This window comes from Streptococcus hongkongensis (genome assembly GCF_053206145.1).
The window spans coordinates 39,955-54,981 of the sequence record NZ_JBRUGD010000004.1 but is presented as its reverse complement, the minus strand read 5'-3'; the positions used below and the strand labels follow the sequence as shown (position 1 = coordinate 54,981).

The 15,027-nt window shown below is 34.9% G+C and carries 16 protein-coding genes; all 16 read left to right on the top strand.

The window, feature by feature from the left end; translation table 11 throughout:
* The first annotated feature begins 90 nt into the window (after positions 1 to 90).
* The 16 genes from ACVRZD_RS03375 to ACVRZD_RS03305 all read left to right on the top strand — a co-directional run bounded on the left by ACVRZD_RS03375 (position 91) and on the right by ACVRZD_RS03305 (position 14,976).
* Positions 91 to 549, top strand: coding sequence for a ferrous iron transport protein A (locus tag ACVRZD_RS03375; protein ID WP_037625932.1), 459 nt, complete (start codon positions 91 to 93; stop codon positions 547 to 549).
* A gap of 16 nt (positions 550 to 565) precedes the next feature.
* Complete coding sequence (gene feoB, locus ACVRZD_RS03370) at positions 566 to 2,719, top strand: ferrous iron transport protein B (protein ID WP_037625930.1); 2,154 nt, start codon at positions 566 to 568, stop codon at positions 2,717 to 2,719.
* A 5-nt stretch (positions 2,720 to 2,724) separates the two neighbouring features.
* On the top strand, positions 2,725 to 2,862 hold the full coding sequence (locus ACVRZD_RS10645) for a FeoB-associated Cys-rich membrane protein (protein WP_230588946.1): 138 nt from the start codon (positions 2,725 to 2,727) through the stop codon (positions 2,860 to 2,862).
* Between the two features lie 62 nt (positions 2,863 to 2,924).
* Positions 2,925 to 3,779, top strand: coding sequence for a bifunctional methylenetetrahydrofolate dehydrogenase/methenyltetrahydrofolate cyclohydrolase (locus tag ACVRZD_RS03365; protein ID WP_037625927.1), 855 nt, complete (start codon positions 2,925 to 2,927; stop codon positions 3,777 to 3,779).
* The gene (locus ACVRZD_RS03360; protein WP_447450265.1) at positions 3,776 to 4,621 is read left to right on the top strand and encodes an NAD(P)H-hydrate dehydratase; all 846 of its coding nucleotides are present in this window, start codon (positions 3,776 to 3,778) and stop codon (positions 4,619 to 4,621) included. The genes ACVRZD_RS03365 and ACVRZD_RS03360 overlap by 4 nt, the downstream gene beginning before the upstream one ends.
* Positions 4,622 to 4,749: 128 nt before the next feature.
* Positions 4,750 to 6,090 (top strand): exodeoxyribonuclease VII large subunit, encoded by a 1,341-nt coding sequence (gene xseA, locus ACVRZD_RS03355; protein WP_037625925.1) that lies wholly within the window; start codon positions 4,750 to 4,752, stop codon positions 6,088 to 6,090.
* Positions 6,068 to 6,283, top strand: coding sequence for an exodeoxyribonuclease VII small subunit (locus ACVRZD_RS03350; protein ID WP_037625923.1), 216 nt, complete (start codon positions 6,068 to 6,070; stop codon positions 6,281 to 6,283). The genes xseA and ACVRZD_RS03350 overlap by 23 nt, the downstream gene beginning before the upstream one ends.
* Entirely contained in the window at positions 6,283 to 7,152 is an 870-nt protein-coding gene (locus ACVRZD_RS03345; protein WP_037625921.1) for a polyprenyl synthetase family protein, read from the top strand. The genes ACVRZD_RS03350 and ACVRZD_RS03345 overlap by 1 nt, the downstream gene beginning before the upstream one ends.
* Entirely contained in the window at positions 7,145 to 7,972 is an 828-nt protein-coding gene (locus tag ACVRZD_RS03340; protein ID WP_037625919.1) for a TlyA family RNA methyltransferase, read from the top strand. The genes ACVRZD_RS03345 and ACVRZD_RS03340 overlap by 8 nt, the downstream gene beginning before the upstream one ends.
* A complete protein-coding gene (locus ACVRZD_RS03335; protein ID WP_037625918.1) occupies positions 7,959 to 8,429 on the top strand; it encodes an arginine repressor in 471 nt (156 codons plus the stop codon). Before ACVRZD_RS03340 ends, ACVRZD_RS03335 begins: the two co-directional genes overlap by 14 nt.
* 15 nt (positions 8,430 to 8,444) lie before the next feature.
* Positions 8,445 to 10,106 carry a DNA repair protein RecN gene (gene recN, locus ACVRZD_RS03330; protein WP_037625914.1) on the top strand — a complete coding sequence of 554 codons (1,662 nt, stop codon included), beginning with the start codon at positions 8,445 to 8,447 and terminating at the stop codon, positions 10,104 to 10,106.
* A gap of 117 nt (positions 10,107 to 10,223) precedes the next feature.
* Positions 10,224 to 11,063 (top strand): fatty acid kinase binding subunit FakB, encoded by an 840-nt coding sequence (gene fakB / locus ACVRZD_RS03325; RefSeq protein ID WP_037625912.1) that lies wholly within the window; start codon positions 10,224 to 10,226, stop codon positions 11,061 to 11,063.
* Entirely contained in the window at positions 11,056 to 11,889 is an 834-nt protein-coding gene (locus ACVRZD_RS03320) for an SGNH/GDSL hydrolase family protein (protein ID WP_037625910.1), read from the top strand. The genes fakB and ACVRZD_RS03320 overlap by 8 nt, the downstream gene beginning before the upstream one ends.
* Entirely contained in the window at positions 11,876 to 12,481 is a 606-nt protein-coding gene (locus tag ACVRZD_RS03315; RefSeq protein WP_037625907.1) for a YpmS family protein, read from the top strand. The genes ACVRZD_RS03320 and ACVRZD_RS03315 overlap by 14 nt, the downstream gene beginning before the upstream one ends.
* 92 nt (positions 12,482 to 12,573) lie before the next feature.
* Positions 12,574 to 12,849, top strand: coding sequence for a non-specific DNA-binding protein Hbs (gene hbs, locus ACVRZD_RS03310; protein ID WP_037625905.1), 276 nt, complete (start codon positions 12,574 to 12,576; stop codon positions 12,847 to 12,849).
* A gap of 273 nt (positions 12,850 to 13,122) precedes the next feature.
* Positions 13,123 to 14,976 carry a heavy metal translocating P-type ATPase gene (locus ACVRZD_RS03305; protein WP_037625904.1) on the top strand — a complete coding sequence of 618 codons (1,854 nt, stop codon included), beginning with the start codon at positions 13,123 to 13,125 and terminating at the stop codon, positions 14,974 to 14,976.
* Positions 14,977 to 15,027 lie beyond the last annotated feature (51 nt).

Sequence of the window (15,027 nt, the reverse complement as noted above, 5' to 3'; positions counted from 1 at the left end):
TTTTTTTAACCTATTTTTAATAATATTCTTGAGAAGGAATACATTTTTATTATCCTATGTTATAATTGGAAGGTATAAAAGGAGATTATTTTGAATATATTGCAAGCCGAAATCGGAAAAAAGTACATCATAACATCTATTAATCTTCCAGACTCTTTTCAAAGATACTTATCTCATTTGGGAATGTTACCTGATAGACAAGTCATGTTAATTTCAAAAACAAAAGTAAGTGCAATTCTTATTTTAGCTGGCCAACGTCTAGCATTTGATAAAAGTATTTTAGAAAATATTGTCGTTGAAGTATTACCAGATTCTCAAAATGCTATTCCATTGACAGACCTTTTTGTAGGTGAAGTGGCATATATCGAGACTATTTATACTGCTAAAGAAACTAAGCGACATTTAATGGATATGGGCTTAACAAAAGGCACACAAGTTAAACTAATAAAGGTTGCGCCTCTAGGAGATCCAATTGAAATCTCAATAAGGGGATTCGAACTAACACTGAGAAAATCAGAAGCACAATTAATTAGTGTCAATCGAAGATAGGTATGTAAGAGGAATTATGAGGAAAGTTACATTAATTGGTAATCCCAATAGTGGAAAAACAAGTTTATTTAATTTATTAACTGGTAGTAACCAAAAAGTTGGAAATTGGCCAGGTGTCACTGTTGATCGAAAAAGTGGTTTGCTTAAACTTGATAAGGCTATTGAAATTCAAGATTTACCAGGTGTGTACTCTTTATCGCCTTATACCTCAGAGGAAAAGGTGGCAAGAGATTACTTACTGAGTGGTCAATCACAAGTCATTATTGATGTCTTGGATGCTTCAAACCTTGAAAGAAATCTTTATCTAACAACCCAACTCCTAGAGCTTGGGGTTCCATGTTTACTTGCATTGAATATGATTGATGTGGTGGAAAAAAATGGGCACCAGATTAATAGTAACAAGCTTAGTTATCAACTTGGGGTACCGGTAGTATCCATTAGTGCCTTGAAAAATAAAGGAATTGATTCATTTATAAAACAGATTCAAAAAATTGTTACTAATGGCTCTCCATCACCATATCCAATCTATGACGATCGGCTTGAAGCGGCCTTAAGTCAGATAAATCAACTGTTATCTGACTATGATTTAGGAGTGAGTAGACGCCATTATCTCATAAAATTATTTGAAAGAGATCCGTTAGTTCAAGCTCATCTCAATTTACCATCAACTATTGTTAAAGAAATCGAATCTATTTCAGCAATCACAGAAAAAATCTTTATGGAAGATGCGGAATCGATTGTTATTAATCAAAGATATGCCTATATTGATACCGTTTGTCAAATGGCTCAAATCAAAAAAGATAATTTTGAACTGAAATTATCCGATAAGATTGATAATCTGATTACCAATCGTTTTTTAGCCTTACCAATTTTTGCTGTTATTATGTTTATTGTTTATTATTTATCCATTCAAACAATTGGTACTTTAGGAACTGATTGGGTTAACGATTATTTATTTGGAAAACTCGTTCCTGATTCTATGCAGACTTTTTTGACTTATTTAAAAGTAGAGTATTGGTTAAAGTCTTTAATTATTGATGGTGTTATTGCGGGGATTGGTGCCGTCTTAGGTTTTGTTCCACAGTTATTTGTGTTATTTTTTTGTTTAGGAATACTTGAAGATATTGGTTATATGAGTCGGATTGCCTTTGTTATGGATCGCATTTTTCGCAAGTTTGGGCTTTCGGGAAAGACATTTATTCCCATGTTGATAGCGACAGGATGTGGTGTTCCAGCAATTATGGCCAGTCGTACAATTGAAAATGAACAAGACCGCAAGATAACCATTATGACATCTACATTTATGCCTTGTTCTGCAAAAATGTCTATCGTTGCTCTTATTTCAGGAGTTTTCTTTCCAAACAATCCTTTAATTGCTCCAAGTGCTTATTTTATTGGTATTGTCTCTATAATACTATCAGGTATTGCCTTGAAAAAAACAAAATTACTCTCAAGTCAAGCCAGTCCCTTTATTATGGAATTGCCTTCTTATCACTTACCCCATTTTCCGACAGTTGTTTTGTACGCCTATAACAAAGCGTTAAGCTTTGTTAAAAGAGCAGGTACAGTTATTTTTGTTTTAACCATTGCCCTTTGGTATTTGACCTCTTATAATTTTCATTTTCAAGCTGTTAATGCTCAAGATAGTATCCTAGCTATACTAGGACAACAGTTTGCTTGGATCTTTTCACCTTTAGGATTTGGTAACTGGAAGGCCACAGTGGCGACCTTTTCAGGTTTATTGGCTAAAGAAACTGTTGTTGCGACATTTGGTATTTTTTATCAAAACAATCAGATTTCAGATGCCTCTAATTCAGGACTCTTATGGCATCAATTAAGATTGGACTATCCTCCTTTGGCAGCTTATTCATTTTTGGTATTTAACCTACTGTGCGCTCCTTGTTTTGCAGCAATCGGAGCCATTAAGCGTGAAATGAATAGTAGAAAATGGTCTTTATTTGCTATTTTATTTCAAACGGTCCTGGCTTATTTGATGAGTTTTCTGATTTATCAACTCGGGCTAGTCATTCAGACAGGTAAGGTTTCGCTTCTGACAGTTATTGCTGTATTTTTAGTCGGTCTCGTTTCTTATTTGGTCTTACGAAAACCAAAAGAAAGTCATTCAGATTTAATTACATTAACTAATATTATCAATTTTGGAGAGGAATAAAAGTCGTGTCTACAGTAATCGTTTTTATTATTTTACTTGTCCTTGTATTACTTAGTTTAATATATTATAACAGTCAAAATGGCTCCTGTGGAGACTGTGATTGTTCATGTCCAATTAAAGAAAAAATGCATAAGAAAGAATAATAAGAGGGATAGTCCCTCTTTTTTTGGTATAATAATAAAAATAGAGATAAGGAAAAACAAAGATGACACAAATAATAGATGGTAAAGCACTCGCTCAAAAAATTCAAAGAAATTTAGCTGAAAAAGTACAAGTGCTAAAAGAGAGATATCAAACGGTTCCTGGGCTCGTTGTTATTTTGGTTGGTAATAATCCTGCAAGTCAAGTTTATGTCAGAAATAAAGAAAAAGCTGCTATTGCAGCAGGTTTCAAAAGTGAAACAGTCCGTTTATCAGAATCCACTTGTCAAGAAGAATTGATTGCAATCATTGATCAATATAACGCAGATGACACAATCCATGGGATATTAGTTCAATTACCTTTACCTGCTCATATCAATGATAAAAAAATCATTCTATCAATTGATCCTCATAAAGATGTGGATGGTTTTCATCCGATGAATACAGGTCATCTGTGGTCAGGAAGACCGCTCATGGTTCCATGCACACCAGCTGGTATTATGGAAATGTTCAGTGAATATAATATCGATTTAGAGGGAAAAAATGCAGTAATCATTGGTCGCTCAAATATTGTAGGAAAACCAATGGCTCAATTGTTATTAGATAAAAATGCAACCGTAACTTTGGCTCATTCGCGAACCAAACATTTATCAAAAATAGCAAGTCAAGCTGATATATTAATTGTTGCAATTGGACAAGGAAACTTTATCACCAAAGACTTCATCAAAAAAGGTGCTGTAGTTATTGATGTTGGAATGAACCGCGATGATAATGGTAAATTAATTGGGGATGTCGATTTTGCTCAAGTATCACCATTAGCAAGCTATATCACCCCGGTCCCAGGTGGCGTTGGACCGATGACAATCACAATGCTTTTGGAACAGACTTATCAAGCTTGTTTAAGAAGTGTGACAAAATGAATTTAGATCAAGAGTTTGTAAGTAGGGTCATTTGTCCTAGGCCTCAAAAGAGTCATAAAGGCGATTTTGGCCGAGTTCTTCTAATTGGCGGTCTTTATCCTTATGGTGGTGCTATTATCATGTCTGCTATTGCAGCAGTAAAAAGTGGTGCTGGATTAGTAACGGTTGCGACTGACAAAGAAAATATTATAGCATTGCATAGTCACCTTCCAGAAGCTATGGGAATTTCAGTTGATGATCAGACATCCTTAGAAAAAGCAATTACGGAAGCAGATATCCTCTTAATAGGACCAGGACTTGGGGAAGATAGCAGAGCTTATCATTTATTCAAGTTAGTAGTCGATTCTTGCAGTCAATACCAGTCTTTAATCATAGATGGCTCAGCCCTATCCCTTTTAGCAAGAGAAGATATTACCATCTTAGAGAATAAGAGACTTGTTTTAACACCACATCAAAAAGAGTGGGAAAGATTATCTGCCATTCCAATAGACGAACAAACTACAGAACGTTCACAAAAAGCTTTGACTGTATTTCCAGAAGGAAGCATTCTAGTTGCAAAAAGTGAGCAAACAAAAATTATCACTCATTCGGAAGTGGCTGTTCTAACTATTGGAGGCTCTTATCAAGCAACTGGTGGAATGGGAGATACACTGGCTGGATTAATTGCTGGTTTTTTAGCTCAGTTTAGGCAGTCACCTCCATTTCAAGTGGTTGCTGCAGCAACTTATCTCCATTCCGCAATAGCTAAAGCCCTTTCTAGCGACCATTACGTTGTACTTCCAACTCAAATCAGTCAAGAAGTCCCTAAATGGATGAAAAAATTCGTTAATCAAGAAAAATAATTTTAAATTGAGAAGCCGAAAAAGGCTTCTTTTTTGACCCTTATAGTCACAATTTATCATTAAAAATGGTATAATTGCAATAGTGTAAAATGGCGTAATTGCCTGTAATAGTAAGGAAAGGTAACCTGATGGCAGACTATTTAAGTGTCAGTAATCTGACGAAATATTTAAAACTGAAGTTTGACCGGGATCCCTATTTAGAGAGGGTTTATCTGACTGGGCAGATTTCCAATTTTAGAAAACGACCAAAGCATCAGTATTTTTCTCTAAAAGATGAAGGTGCAGTCATTCAAGCCACAATGTGGGCAGGTGTTTACAGTAAGTTAGGGTTTGATTTAGAAGAGGGCATGAAGCTTAACGTTATAGGACGTATCCAACTCTATGAGCCATCGGGTGCTTATTCTATCATCATAGAACGAGCAGAACCAGACGGCATTGGTGCCCTAGCTTTGCAGTTTGAACAATTAAAAAAGAAATTGACGACGGAAGGCTATTTTGATGATAAACATAAGCAAGCTTTACCACAGTTTGTGACTAAAGTTGGCGTGTTAACTTCTCCTAGTGGTGCGGTTATTCGTGATATCATTACGACGATTTCTCGTCGCTTTCCAGGTATTGAGATATTATTATTTCCAACAAAAGTACAAGGTGAAGGTGCCGCTCAAGAAGTTGTTGATAATATTATTAAAGCAAACCAAAGAGATGATCTGGATCTATTGATTGTTGGCCGCGGTGGCGGTTCAATTGAGGATCTTTGGGCTTTTAATGAAGAAAAAGTAGTTCATGCCATATTTGAATCTCAGCTTCCCATTATTTCCAGTGTTGGTCATGAAACGGATACGACTTTGGCGGACTTCGTCGCCGATCGCCGAGCTGCAACGCCAACTGCAGCTGCTGAATTAGCGACACCTGTAACCAAAGCTGATATCTTAGCCTGGATAAATGAGCGGCAGACCCGTGCTTTTCAAGCAAGTAATCGAATTGTTAAAGAAAAGCAAGAACGAGTGAATAAGCTTGCGCAGTCAGTTATTTTTCGTCAACCTGAAAGGTTGTATGATGGCTATCTTCAAAAGTTAGATCGTCTTAACATGAGCTTACTGTCATCACTCAAGGAAACTCTGTCTAGCAATAAAGAATCAGAAATTCAAATGAGGCATAGACTACAGTCGATAGACTTAATCAGTCGCATTAATCGTTTCCAGGACAGGGTTACAAGTCTTAATCAACAGTTAATATTCAATACAAAAGCGTCATATGAAGCTAAATTAAGACGTTTTGAAAAAGCACAGGATACCTTGTTATCACTCGATACCAGTCGTATTATTGCACGAGGCTATGCTCTCTTACAGAAAGATAATAAAGTTATAGCTTCTATTACAGAAATAGAAAAAGGTGATCAACTTAGTATTCAACTAAGAGATGGTCAAGTAGAAGTAGAGGTAAAAGATGTCAACAAAGAAAACATTTGAAGAAAATTTACAAGAATTGGAAATGATCGTCTCAAAACTTGAAAATGGTGATGTTCCTCTTGAAACAGCCATAACAGAATTTCAAAAAGGAATGGTACTTTCAAAGGATCTTCAAAAAACATTGCAAAATGCTGAAAAGACTTTAGTAAAAGTTATGCAAGCTGATGGCACAGAAGTAGATATGGATGCTTAATGGATAAGTTACGAGAAATTAATCAGACAATTAATCAATTTTATCATCATTATCAGTCTGTTTCAGAAGATCTCATTGAAGCAATTATGTATTCTGTTGATTCAGGCGGCAAGAGAATTCGTCCCCTTTTTCTACTTGAAGTTCTAGAAGCGCTTCAACAAGAGATTAATCAAAATCATTTAAAAGTTGCTTCTGCCTTAGAAATGGTTCATACGGGAAGTTTAATTCATGATGACTTACCAGCAATGGACGACGATGATTATCGCCGTGGTCGATTGACAAACCACAAACAGTTTGATGAAGCTACAGCAATTTTAGCAGGGGATAGCTTATTTATTGACCCCTTTTTATTAATTTCGGAGACAACTTTTGATGCTCAGGTTAAAGTAACCCTAATTTCCCAACTAGCACTTGCAGCTGGAACCTTTGGAATGGTTGGAGGGCAAATGCTTGATATGAAAGCAGAAGGTCTAGACTTGAATTTGTCAGAGTTACAAGAAATTCATAACCATAAAACAGGAAAATTATTAGCTTATCCATTTACTGCAGCAGCAATTATTGCAAAACTGCCTGATACTATCGTTACTGATTTAACAAAAGCTGGAGAGTTAATTGGCCATGCTTTTCAGGTGAGAGATGATATTCTTGATATCACCGCAAAATTTGAAGAATTAGGTAAAACACCAAATAAAGATATCAAAGCAAACAAATCAACCTATCCAGGTTTAGTCGGTTTGGAAAAATCGTATCACATTTTAAATGCTGATTTGAATGATGCTTTATTAATTTTTGAAAAGCTTGCAAGCCAGATAAATTTTCAGCCAGAAAATCTGATTGCATTAGTAGAAAGGTTAAGATTAGATGCCTAAAGAAAGAGTGGATGTATTAGCTTACAAACAAGGTTTATTTGATACTAGAGAACAAGCCAAAAGAGGTGTTATGGCTGGCTTAGTTATCTCAGTAATTAATGGACAACGTTTTGATAAACCTGGTGAGAAAATTGATGATGGAATAGAGTTAAAATTAAAAGGTGAGAAGCTTAAATATGTCAGTAGAGGTGGCTTAAAGCTTGAAAAAGCGTTAACCACTTTTGACATATCGGTTAAAGACCAAGTTTGTATTGATATTGGGGCTTCTACAGGAGGCTTCACAGATGTGATGCTGCAATCAGGAGCGCAATTAGTTTATGCTGTTGATGTAGGAACAAATCAGTTAGTTTGGAAATTACGCCAAGATAAACGTGTTCAAAGTATGGAGCAGTATAATTTTCGTTATGCACAGTTAGAAGATTTTTCAGAAGGGCAACCAATCTTTGCCAGTATTGATGTCTCTTTTATCTCATTACATCTTATTTTACCGGCATTAAAAACAATTTTAGCCGAATCTGGAAAAGTAGTTGCTTTGATTAAACCACAGTTTGAAGCTGGTAAATCGCAGGTGGGTAAAAATGGGATTATAAAAGATAAAGCCGTACATATAAAAGTACTGGAACAAGTTACAACTTTTGCCGAGGATTTCGGATTTACTATTAAAGGGTTAGATTTTTCTCCAATACAAGGAGGACATGGAAATATTGAATTTCTAGCTTATATGGAAAATGTTGAACCGGCAAAACAACTAGATCACAGATTACTTTCTGAAGTTGTAGAAAAAGCACATAAGGAATTTAAGCAAAATGAAGAAGAATGAACGTTTAGATTTAATAAAGCGAATGGTCTTAACAAATGAGATTGAAACGCAACATGATTTACTTTCATTGTTGAAAGAAGAAGGTCTGGAATTAACACAAGCTACCATTTCACGAGATATGAATGAGATTGGCATTGTAAAAATTCCTTCTGGGAATGGGCGCTATATTTACGGGTTATCTCAAGATAGTGGCAAAAAAATCCTGCAAAGACCAAGGTCAATAAAAAGTACAATTCTAAGTATTTCTGAGAAACGATCTGATTTAAAATGCCACTTATTTTTTAATGTAGTACCAGGCAATGCTATGCTCATAAAAAAATACTTGGTGGCAGACTTTGCAGAATTAATTTTTTCTGTCATTGTTGATGACAACAGCATATTATTAATTGCTAATACTGAAATTGATGCCGATCATATTCGACAACAAGTAAACTTGTGGAGAGTAGAAAAGTTGTAATAGAAAGAAGATGGAATGTTATTAGAAATCTCAATCAAAAATTTTGCAATCATCGAAGAAATTTCATTGACATTTGAAAATGGCATGACTGTCCTAACTGGGGAAACAGGCGCCGGTAAATCCATCATTATTGATGCAATGAATATGATGCTCGGTGCGCGTGCTAGTACAGAAGTTATTCGACATGGTCAAAAGAAAGCAGAAATAGAAGGGTTTTTCTCTCTTGAAAAAAATGCTGAATTACAATTACTTTTAGAGGAAAATGGTTTAGATGGTCAAGAAGAGTTAATCATCCGTCGTGAAATTTTTGCTAATGGCCGAAGTGTTAGTAGAATTAATGGGCAAATGGTTAATGTGACGTTTTTAAAAGAGGTTGGACAATTTTTAGTTGATATCCATGGTCAGCATGACCAGGAAGAGTTGATGAGAGCGTCTCATCACTTGGCTATTTTAGATTCATTTGGCAGTCAAGATTTCAGTCTTTTAAAACATGATTATCAAGAGGTTTTTAACAACTACAAGTCTGTTCGCAAACAGGTTATTGAAAGACAAAAAAATGAGCGTGAACACAAAGAACGTATTGATATGCTATCTTTCCAATTGGCCGAGATTGAGGCAGTAGATCTTCAACGAGGAGAGGATGAGAGTCTTAATCAAGAGTACCAACGGTTGTTAAATCATAAAAATATTGCTGATACATTAGCAAATAGTTACGCTATGCTAGATAATGAGAACTTTTCAAGCTTAAACAATATCCGATCAGCTATGAATGATTTAATGGCAATTGAGTCTTTTGATACTCAGTATCAAAAGCTCTCAACAAGTATCTCTGAGGCATACTATATTCTTGAAGATGTCACCAAAGAACTGTCAGATACTGTTGATTCTCTTGATTTTAATGGAGCTCGCCTCATGGAAATAGAGAGTAGGCTAACACTAATTGATAGTTTAACTCGAAAATATGGTGGTTCTGTTGACGACTTACTAGATTATTATGATAATATTCAAAGAGAGTATCAACTCTTAACAGGTTCTACTCAGTCATCTAGTGTAACTGATTCTACCTTAAAAACGTTAGAGAAAGAGCTGGTTACAAAGGCAAATCAATTAAGTGAAGAAAGACAAAAGCTAGCTCAGCAATTGGAAGCTGATATTAAAGCAGAGTTAAAAGATTTATACATGGAGAAAGCAGATTTTCAAGTTAGTTTTGAAACCTCTAAATTCAATTCTCAAGGAAATCAATCCGTGGAATTTTACATTTCAACCAACCCAGGGGAAGGTTTTAAGCCATTAGTTAAAGTCGCATCAGGTGGGGAATTATCCCGATTGATGTTGGCTATCAAATCAGCAGTATCAAAACGTGAAGATAAAACTAGTATTGTCTTTGATGAGGTTGATACAGGCGTATCAGGTCGTGTAGCTCAAGCAATTGCTAGAAAGATTCACAAAATTGGTCAACATGGACAAGTTCTTGCTATTTCGCATTTACCGCAAGTTATTGCTATTGCTGACTATCAATTTTTTATTTCTAAAGAAAGTAAGGAAGACACGACTGTTTCAACAGTTAGTCTGTTAACCTATGAGCAAAGGGTTGAAGAAATTGCTAATATGATAGCAGCAAATGAAATCACTGAGACGGCACGAGAACAGGCAAGAGATTTATTAATTAAGCCATAATTCAGTAAGAGACAGCTTAATCGCGTCTCTTTTTGAGTGGATTGCCAATTTTGATTTTTTGCACAATCAATGTTAAAATATAATGATAAAAGTCAAGTGAAAGAACGGAACTTATACATGGAAAAGATAAAAATTCTAACAGATTCATCTATTACAATTGAAAAAGAGTTAATTGAAAAATATGATATTACTGTCGTGCCATTATCTGTTATGGTTGATGGGAAATTATATTCAGATAATGATCTGAAAGAAGAAGGTCAGTTTCTGAAATTAATGAAAAATAGTAAGGAGCTTCCTAAAACGAGTCAGCCACCAGTTGGTCTCTTTGCAGAATATTATAAAGAGTTTATAGAGCAGGGCTATAATGAAATAATCGCAATTCACCTTACTCCAGCTTTGTCCGGGACCATTGAAGCGTCACGTCAGGGAGCTGAATTAGCTGGTGCTCATTGCCATATTATTGATTCTGGCTTTACCGATCAAGGAATGAAATTCCAAGTTGAGGAAGCAGCAAAGTTAGCTAGTGAGGGTGCTTCAGTAGTTGATATTTTGACAAAGATTCAAGAGACTAAGGAGAAAACAAAACTATTTATTGGTGTGTCAACTCTTGAAAATTTGGTCAAGGGTGGACGAATTGGCCGAGTAACTGGATTAATTTCTACACTACTTAATATGAGAGTCTTAATGGAATTACAAAATGCTGAACTTAAAACCGTGGCAAAAGGTCGTGGTAATAAGACCTTTAATAAATGGTTAGAAACCTATATGAGTGACACTAAAGATAAGGTTATTGCAGAGCTAGGTATTTCATATGCAGGTGATCAAGGTTTAGCAAATCATTTAAGAAATATTATTAGAGACTACTATAGTGGCCCTATTTCATTCCTAGAAACAGGCTCTATTATTCAGACGCATACAGGAGAGGGCGCATTTGCCGTAATGATTAAATATGAATAAAAGACAGTTTTTTAAAGATATTGTTTTTTTTGCACTTTGTCTGATTTTGAGTATGCTACTATTGAATTGGGTTATTCCAAATTCAGATGCTCAGATAAAAAAGAGTGATTACTTACAAATAAAGTCTCACACTTATCATTATGTTGCTCTAGGGGACTCTTTGACAGAAGGTGTTGGGGATTCTACCGGACAAGGTGGCTTTGTTCCACTATTAGCTAATGATCTGGGCGACCTTAAGTCAGCAGACGTATCTTCTCAAAACTATGGGGTGTCAGGTAACACTAGTAAGCAAATTTTGCAGCGGATGCGATCAGACAGAGCCTTGAAAAATGATCTTAAAAAGGCGAACTTATTAACGATAACAGTTGGTGGAAACGATGTCATGGCTGTTATTAGAAAACAGTTAGCGCATTTAAAATTATCAAGTTTTGATGGTCCAGGGGAGGATTATCAGGTGCGCCTGAAAGAAATTATTAAGCTAGCGCGTAAAGATAATAAAACTCTCCAAATTTATATTTTGGGAATTTATAATCCTTTCTATCTTAACTTTCCTGAATTAACTGAAATGCAAGATGTGATTGATAATTGGAATAGTAAAACAAAAGAGGTTACAGATAGTTATAAGGGTGTCTATTTTGTTCCCATCAACAATCGTTTGTATAAAGGAATTAATGGACAAGAAGGAATAGTCCAATCGACCGGGGATCAAACTCGAGTGGTTAATGATGCCTTATTTAATCAAGATCATTTCCATCCGAATAATATTGGTTACCAAATAATGTCAGATGCAGTATTGGAGACGATTAAAAAACATGAAAAGAAGTGAAACAACGAAAAAACTAAAAAACAAATGGAAGTTAGCATGTCTATTCTTAATAGCTTTTAACTTTGCGCTTGTTTTAGTCATTGGAAGTAGGCTGATTCAAGTCAGAGAGCCAAATTCTCAAAAGCTTGTTTCTACAGTTTCCAACTCTGTTAAGGTTGGAACGATTTCGACAAATCGAAGTCAAATTAATAAAACTGTAGCAAGTTACTTACAAGATTATCAAAAAAAAGATTTGATCTATAAAATCTACACAACCTCTTCAGCAATCATCTTTGAAGGCAAATATCAATTTCTAGGCTATGAAGTTCCTCTTTATATTTATTTTCAACCAATTGCTTTAGAAGATGGGAGTTTACAACTACAAGTTTCTTCAATTTCTGCGGGGACATTACCGTTACCAGAGTCAGAAGTACTCCAGTATATTAAATCTACTTATAAACTACCGAGCTTTGTAACTGTAAATAGTAAAAAATCTTCAATTATTGTCAACTTACAAGAAATAAAAAATGGTGCTGGTATTTATTTAAAGGCAAAAAAAGTGGATTTAATTAATAATCAAATTACTTTCGATATTTATAAGAAAAAAGCTTAAATAACGTTAAATACTTGACCTGAAAGCTTTTTTTAGATATCATAAGTATTGTTAAAGCATATTGCTTATTAATTAATTGGAGGATTTGTTAAATGGCTAACAAACAAGATTTAATCGCAAAAGTTGCAGAAGCAACTGAACTTACTAAAAAAGATTCAGCAGCAGCTGTAGATGCTGTATTCTCTGCAATCGAAGGATTCCTTTCAGAAGGTGAAAAAGTTCAATTAATCGGCTTTGGTAACTTTGAAGTTCGCGAACGTGCAGCTCGTAAAGGTCGTAACCCACAAACTGGTGCAGAAATTGAAATTGCAGCATCTAAAGTACCTGCATTCAAAGCAGGTAAAGCTCTTAAAGACGCTGTTAAATAATTAATATTTAAAAAGCCTATCATATCAAGCTTTTAAGCTGATGTGATAGGCTTTTTTATGTGTCTTGGAGGCAAAACTTATTAACAATCCATTTCATTAAGTTACTGTGTTTTTAAGATAATCCAAGCTAAATGACTTCCTTAGCTGGTTAAGTTTATTTAGAATGATTCTAAATTAATTGACTTTTTTATTTAGAACGATTATAATTAAAGTAGATAATAAAATTTAAAAATAAAGACAATTTTTAAACGTGTTTTACTTGGAGGGAACATCATGACTTGGATTAAAGAACATATTCATTTATTGGAAACATTAACGTGTTTACTATTAATTTTAATTGGTTTACCATTGCTTGGACAGCATCCACAGCTAGGAGTTGGATTTTTTATTGCTGGATTTGTAATTGGGGGTTATAAATCAGCAAAGGAAGGGCTATTAGATTTAATTCAAAATAAGCATCTTTCTGTAGATGTTTTAATGATATTGGCTGCTGTTGGTGCAGGAATTATTGGCTATTGGCTAGAGGGGGCCTTGCTTATCTTTATCTTCTCACTTTCAAGTACACTTGAAGAGATGGCTTTGGAGAAAAGTAGAGATTCCATCTCAGCTTTGATGAATTTGACACCTGATACAGCGCGTCGTTATGATAATTCAGATGAAATAATTGAAGTTGAAACAAAGCAATTGCATGTTGGTGATAGACTTCAGGTACGTAAAGGTGAATCGGTACCAATTGACGGTGAATTACTTAGCCCATTTGGTCAATTTGATGAATCAATGGTAACTGGTGAGTCAATTACAGTTGATAAAGAAAAAGGTCAAGCATTAATAGGTGGGACTATTAATGAAGGGCAAACCATTGATATGTTAGTGACAGTTGAAAATGAAGATACATTATTTGCAAAAATTGTCAATTTAGTGGAATCTGCACAAACTCAAAAAAGTAAAACGGCTACTTTCATTGAAAATTTGGAAGATGCCTATGTGAAATTTGTGTTACTATTAGTACCATTCTTTATTCTTTGTTGTCATTTCCTTTTAGGATGGGATTGGCTAACAGCATTTTATAGAGGAATGATACTTCTAACAGTTGCTTCTCCGTGTGCATTAATTGCCTCATCCTCACCTGCCAGTCTGTCGGCCATTAGTAGAGCAGCGCGAAAAGGATTAATTATTAAAGGTGGAGATATCATTGACAATATGAGTGATATTAAAGCAGTCGTGTTGGATAAAACGGGGACATTAACGCAAGGCAAACCTTCAGTGGTTGATAGTCATTATGAAGGTGATAAGCTAGTTATTGACGCTCTGGTAAAAACAGCAGAAGAAGCATCTAGTCATCCAATTTCTAAAGCATTACAGGAATATACAAAAGAAAGTCAACGCCTTACTTTGGAAGAAAGTCATGAAATTTCTGGTAAAGGGTTTATCTTTAATTATCAAGGAAAAGAATGGAGAATTGGCAAAAAATCATTTATCTTAGAGGTTGTTGCTCATATTAATCATTTAGAAGCTGACATTGAAAAGTTAGAAGGACAAGGAAAAACTTTAGTTTATGTAAGTCAAGGAACAGAGCTTGTTGCTTACTATGCTTTATTAGATGATATTAAAGAAGAATCTCGTCAAGCTATTAAGATGTTACGTGATATGGGGATTAAAACTATTATGTTAACAGGGGATCAAGAGAAAACAGCAAAATATGTTGCTGAAAAATTAGGTATTGATGATGTTGTTGCTAACTGTATGCCGCAAGATAAAGTAACTCGTATTAACGACGTTAAGGAAAAATACGGTTTTGTAGCAATGGTGGGTGATGGGATAAATGATGCACCTGCACTTGCACAAGCAGACGTTTCTTATGCAATTGGATCAGGAACTGACATCGCAATGGAAAGCGCTGATAGTGTAATTATGGATGATTTAACAAAAATTCCGTTCTCAATCAAATTATCAAGAAAAATGAAGGGAATTGTTAAAACAAATATTATCTTTGCTCTTTCTATCATTAGTATTTTAATTTTAGCCAACGTTTTCCAAGTGGTGACATTGCCTTTAGGAGTTGTAGGTCATGAAGGGTCGACTATTTTGGTTATCTTAAATGGTATGCGACTATTAGGCTTTAAATAATATCAAACTTGAAACTTAGTGTGAAAGCGGTTATACTATTACTACGAGATT